Raw genomic sequence first — 5,605 nt, forward strand, 5'->3', positions numbered from 1 at the left:
TAGAAGGCCGACGCCTGGGCCCGCCGTTTGACCTCCTTGCCACGGTTCTCGATGAGTGCCTGCATGGGGGTGCCCGGCAGGCTCGGATCCTCCCGGAAGATCCAGTCGAGCGCCTCCTCATCGGTGAACCCCGCGTCGGCCAGCACCGTGAGCAATCCGGGCAGCCCCTTGACGACGGCGCCGTCCCGGATGAAATCGGCAGGCACCCGCAGGACGCCCCCCTCCCGCTGGGCCAGCAGCGGCCGGTCGCGCACCATCTGCCGGACACGGGTCACGGGAACCTGCAGCTGATCGGCGACGTCAGGCAGGGTCAGCCAGTCCATGGTCAAGAGTAAACACCCAAGTCTCGATGGCGTCGTACGGTGCCGGCGCGGCCGCGGACGTTGGCCGCGCCCCTCGGCGACCGGATGACCAGGCAGTTCCCGGCCGGGACAGTCCGGCCGGAACGGGTCAGAGCGGAGCCACCTGGGCGCCGCCCGCGGCCGCCGAGCGCACCGCCGCCTCCAGCACCGCGACCACCGGACGGGCGGTCTCCACGCCGTAGCCGGACAGCGGCCAGCCCGAGACGAGACAGTCCGCCAAGTCCCGGTGAAACATACTGCCCGAGGTGGGTGCCAGCGGGATGTGGCTGCGCACCCCGTCATGAGTGATCAGCATGAGCGACCCGGCCTCCGCCTCGAGCACCCCCGCCTCGAGCATCTCGGCCTCGGACCGGCGACCGGCGTGCCGTCCCAACCGCGGCACCAGCTTCCCCTCCCCGTCCCGGAAAGCCCCGCCGTCCAAGATCAGCGATCCGGTGGACCCGAGCACCTCGAACCGCGGGCGCCGGGCCACCGTCAGATCGGAGACCGTGACCTGCGCCTCGGCCCCGCTCGCGAAACGCAGCAGCAGCCGGCTGTGGTCAGCGTTGCTGACGTGGTGCCAGACCCGCTTGACGGTGGACGCGCTGACCCATTCGACGGGCTCGTCGACGAGGGCGAGGATCTGGTCGACGCAGGCGCTGCCCCGGTCATGGAGCTGCCCACCACTGATCCGCTCGTCGTCGTGCCAGGTGCCGGCCGGCCGGCGGAACCCGCCCCGGTGGGCGTCCAGCCGCAGCGGCTCGCCGACGGCGCCGCGGTGCACGACGGCGCGGACCGCCCGGTAGCCCGGGTCGTCCCGACCCTCCGGATACACCGCGAGCACCAGGGACCGGGCCTCCGCGAGCTCCGCAAGCTGGTCGGCGTCCGGGGTCGACAGGCAGAGCGGGGCGTGCACGACGACGTGTTTGCCGACCTCCAGCGCACGACCGGCCCATTCGAGCCGGGTGTGGGTCGGTGTGGCCACGATGACGACCCCGAGATCGGGATCGTTGACCAGGTCGTCCGGGTCGTCAACGCGGCGCGGCGGGCGACCCGCCGCGTGCGCCGGGAGCCGGCCGGCACCGCCGTCACAGAGGGCGGCGAGTTCCAGGCCCTCGGTCGCGTCCACCGCCGAGTGGTGCGTCCCGGTGGTGTCCGGGGTGCCCAGCAGCCCGACCCTGGCCGGCGCGGCGTCGAGCACGCCGAGGCAGTGCCGCAGCCAACGTCCCACAAGCCGGTGGTAGGCGGGATCGGCGAGCACGGCGGGACCGGTACCCAGGGTGAATATGCCGAGGCCCGTGGAGGGCCGCCAGGTGCAGACGGGATGCTCGCCCATCTCGTGCCGGACCAGGAGCAGCCGCTCCACGTCGTCGGCAATCTTGTCGGGGATGATCCAGCTCTCCCGGGGGCGGAAGTCCGCGGACCGGGCCATGACCGCGCCGCCCTGCGGCCCGACGGTCAACCGCAGGCCGTAGGGCGCGGTGGTCCGCCCCGGGATGAGACCGGACGCCTCGATGAGCGGACTTCCCGGCGGCAGCGCCCGCATGGTCGGCCCGGCGAGCAGGACCGGGACGGTCTGCCGGGCCCGGTCCAGCAACTCCTGCTCGACGTGGTCGAGCGGACGGTCGATGAGCACGAGAAGCGCGTCGGCCGACCGTGCCGAGGTCGGGCCGAGACCCGCTGCCCGCAAATGGTCGCCGAGCGCGTTCACACCGGCCAGGTTCGACACCAGGTGAATGCGAGGCACGTCTCCGCACTCTAGTGACCGTTCCTGACGTTCCGGCGATTGGGGTCGCCAAACAAGGATCCGCACAAGGATGCGCACATAACGCAATGGCCGGCAGGGGCACCAATGATCCTGATATCCAGAAATCCCGCCATCCGGCCGACCGGAACACCGGGAACGCCGGGAAAACCGGGAACACCGGGCCGTCACCGGGCGTCATCGACTTGCCGCGGCCAGTTCCTTCATCGACACGGAGATATCGGCGAAACGCTCCCGATCCGGGATACCGTCGGCCGCCATCAACCGGCGACCGGCGACCATGTCCATCGGGCGCCCCACGGTGACCAGCGCTTCGAGACGGCCGTCCCGGGCGAACCACCCGGCCGACCAGCCGGGCGGACGCCCGCCGCCGGGCGGCACGACGACGCCCGGATCGCCCCGGAACACCAGGTCGGCCTCCGCCGAGGGCAGTCCCGCGAACTGCACCATGCGGCCGAACTGTTCCGACCAGAAGTAGGGCACCGGGTCGTAGACGGCCTCCCCGCCGAGCAGCGTGGTGACCGCGACCGCGGGCGACTGCTGGGCGCAGTCCCAGTGCTCGACCCGCAGCCGCCGCCCGTAGCGACGCGACCACCAGGCGGCACAGTCACCGACCGCGACCACCGGCGGCGGGTCGCCGTCGGCATCGTCGGCACCATGGGCCCACTGGGCGGCGAGATGCTCGTCGACCACCACTCCCCGGTCGAGGGCGAGCCCGGAACCGGGGAGCCAGGCGATACCGGGCCGCACCCCGACGCCGACGACGACCTCGTCCGCGATCAGCTCCTCACCGCCGGCCAGCACCAGCCCGTCGGGGGTGACCCGCTCCACGGCCGTAGCCAGGCGCAGGGTGACCCCGGCCCGGGCGTACCACGCGATCGTGCACCGGCCCACCTGCGCGCCGAGCGCGGCGAACAGCGGCGAGGCGGCCGCCTCCACGACGGTGACCTCGGCACCGATCGCTGCCGCCGCCGTGGCGACCTCCGCGCCGATCCAGCCGGCACCGACGATGACGAGCCGGACGCCGGGGCGCAGAGCGTCACGCAGGCGCCGGGCGTCGTCAATGGAACGCAGGACCCGCTGCGGGCCGTCGCCCGGCAGGGTTACCGGCTCAGCTCCCGTCGCCAGCACCAGGCCGTCGTAGTCCAGCGGCCCCGTGTCGGTCTCCACGGTGCCCGGTCGCAGGCCGGTCGCCCGCCGCCCGAGGCACACCTCGACCCCGTCGAGGTCGAAGGGCAACGTCGTGTCGTCGATACGGCCGGAGAGCACGGCCTTGGACAGGGGCGGACGATCGTAGGGCCGGTGCGGCTCCGCCCCGAGCAGGATCACCTCTCCCGCGAAACCACGTGCGCGCACCTCGGCGGCGGCCCGGCCCCCCGCCATTCCCGCGCCCACGACGACTATTCGCTGCATTCGAGCAGACTATCGATGACCCGCGACGCCGGGCCGCCGTCACCGCACCGGGTCGACGAGCGGAAAGGCGTCCTTCCACACCGGCTCGTACCCGGCTTCGGCGAGCATCGCGGCGATCTGTGCCGGCGAACGCTCGTCGGAGATCGAGAACTGTTCCTGGGCCGTGCCGGGCGTGGTGTAGCCGCCGGGTTCGGTGGAGGAACCGGCGCTCATGGTGGTCACGGCGATGCGGACGAGCCCGTCGCGCAGCACCGCCGGCTCCCGGGTCGACAGCGACAGCGCCAGGTCCGGCTCGAACAGGCGCAGGGCCGCGTACGCCTGGACGAACTCCGCGTCGCCGACGACGACGACCGGCGGGAACCCGCTGGCACTCGGCTTGATGCGCGGCAGCGCGATCGAGACCTCGGTCCGCCAGTAGCGACGGGAGAGAAAGGATGCGTGCGCGGCCAGCGCGAGCACGTCAGCGCGCCAGTCCGGGGCGAGCCCGAGCAGCGCGCCGATCCCGAGCCGGCGCGCCCCGGCCCGCGCGGCCCGTTCGAACGAGGACAGCCGCCGGTCGTAGTCACGCTTCCAGCCGGCGACATGCACCTCGGCGTAGCGGGCCCGGTCGTAGGTCTCCTGGTAATGGACGACTCCCTCCAACCCGGCACGCACCAGCCGGGCATAGGTGTCGTCCGACCAGGTCTGGGTCTCGATGCTGATCGAGGGGAACATCGGCCGCAGCCGCTCGACCACCGCGACGAGGTAGTCGGCCGACACCTCGACGCGATGCTCGCCGGAGACGAGCAGCAGATGACGGAACCCCCGGTCGGCCAGCAGGCGTCCCTCCACTACCACCTCCTCAATACCCAGCGTGCGGCGCACCACCGGCAGGCCCTTGGCGAAGCCGCAGTAGGTGCAGGACGACAGGCAGGCGTTCGACACGTACATCGGGGCGAACAGCCGGACCGCCCGACCGAACCGGAGCAGGGTCGCTTCCCGGGCGGCAATCGCCAGCTCCTCCAACCGGGCGGTGGCCGCGGGTGAGAGCAGGATCGCCAGCTCCGCGAGACCGATCCGGGGGGTGGCTGACCCGCCGGATCCGGGCCGAACCCGCCGCAGCACCGTGCCCACCTCGGCGGACGTGGCCCGCCGCGACATCGCGGACAGCCCGGCCAGGTCGTGACCGGCAAGTTCGCGCGCGAACTCCCCTGGCGGGGCGCTCACCTGGACGCCTCGCCCACCACCGCCGCCGGCACGGGTACCGGGGACGCCGAGGGCGCGGGCGACGCCGGTGACGGGTGGGCGCCGAGGAACCCGGTGAGCGGGGAGGAGGCGGACGCCACCGTGGCCGGGCCGGCGGCCCCTCGGCCGGCCAGGAAACCCAGCCGGCCGGCGGCGGTGGCGAGCGCGAAGGCCCGCGCCATGCGCGCCGGATCGGCGGCCACCGCGATGGCGGTGTTGACCAGCACCGCGGCCGCGCCGATCTCCATCGCCTCGGCCGCGTCCGAGGGCACCCCGAGCCCGGCGTCCACCACCACCGGCACCCCGGCGCTCGCCACGATTGCCTCGATCGCGTCCCGGGTGCGCAGCCCGCGGTTCGAGCCGATCCAGCTGCCCAGCGGCATCACGGTGGCGCAGCCGACCTCCTCCAGCCGGCGGGCCAGCACCGGATCGGCCGAACAATAGGGCAGAACCGTGAAGCCGTCGGCCACCATGAGCTCGGCGGCGCGCAGGGTCTCCACCGGATCCGGCGCCAGGGTGCGCGGATCCGGGGTGACCTCCAGCTTGACCAGACCGGTGCCCGTCGCCGCCCGCCCGAGGCGGGCCAGCCGCAGCGCCTCGGCCGCGTCCACCGCTCCCGAGGTGTTGGGCAGCAGGGTCATCGACCGCGGGATGAAGTCGAGAATGTCGCCGTCACCGATCCGGCCGATGTCGACCCGGCGCAGCGCCACGGTGACGATAGTGGCACCGGAGGCGACGAGGCTGTCCCGCATCACCTGGTGACTCGCGAACTTCCCGGTGCCGATCAGCAGCCGGCTGCCGTAGGACCGCCCGGCGATGACGAGATCGTCCGCCCCCGCGGCACCGTGCCCGGCCTCACCAC

General features: G+C 73.1%; 5 protein-coding genes. All 5 read right to left on the reverse strand.

The features are described from left to right. A partial coding sequence (locus ACY5KJ_RS16995) for an Rv2175c family DNA-binding protein (protein WP_462188956.1) occupies positions 1-323 on the reverse strand: 323 nt, incomplete at its 3' end. Between the two features lie 127 nt (positions 324-450). Continuing rightward, positions 451-2,088: a Gfo/Idh/MocA family protein gene (locus ACY5KJ_RS17000; RefSeq protein WP_462188952.1), complete on the reverse strand. Its 1,638-nt coding sequence runs from the start codon at positions 2,086-2,088 to the stop codon at positions 451-453. A 195-nt stretch (positions 2,089-2,283) separates the two neighbouring features. Next, entirely contained in the window at positions 2,284-3,519 is a 1,236-nt protein-coding gene (locus ACY5KJ_RS17005) for an NAD(P)/FAD-dependent oxidoreductase (protein WP_462188953.1), read from the reverse strand. A 39-nt stretch (positions 3,520-3,558) separates the two neighbouring features. Continuing rightward, positions 3,559-4,725 (reverse strand): 2-iminoacetate synthase ThiH, encoded by a 1,167-nt coding sequence (thiH, locus tag ACY5KJ_RS17010; RefSeq protein WP_462188954.1) that lies wholly within the window; start codon positions 4,723-4,725, stop codon positions 3,559-3,561. Next, positions 4,722-5,561 carry a thiazole synthase gene (locus tag ACY5KJ_RS17015; protein ID WP_462203828.1) on the reverse strand — a complete coding sequence of 280 codons (840 nt, stop codon included), beginning with the start codon at positions 5,559-5,561 and terminating at the stop codon, positions 4,722-4,724. Before ACY5KJ_RS17015 ends, thiH begins: the two co-directional genes overlap by 4 nt. Between the last annotated feature and the right edge of the window lie 44 nt (positions 5,562-5,605).

The sequence above is a fragment of the Frankia sp. CcWB3 genome (assembly GCF_977927595.1).

Bases quoted from the DNA above. Each gene is read 5' to 3' on its own strand.
- ACY5KJ_RS17005 (WP_462188953.1), bottom strand. From the start codon at position 3,519: ATGCAGCGAATAGTCGTCGTGGGCGCGGGAATGGCGGGGGGCCGGGCC.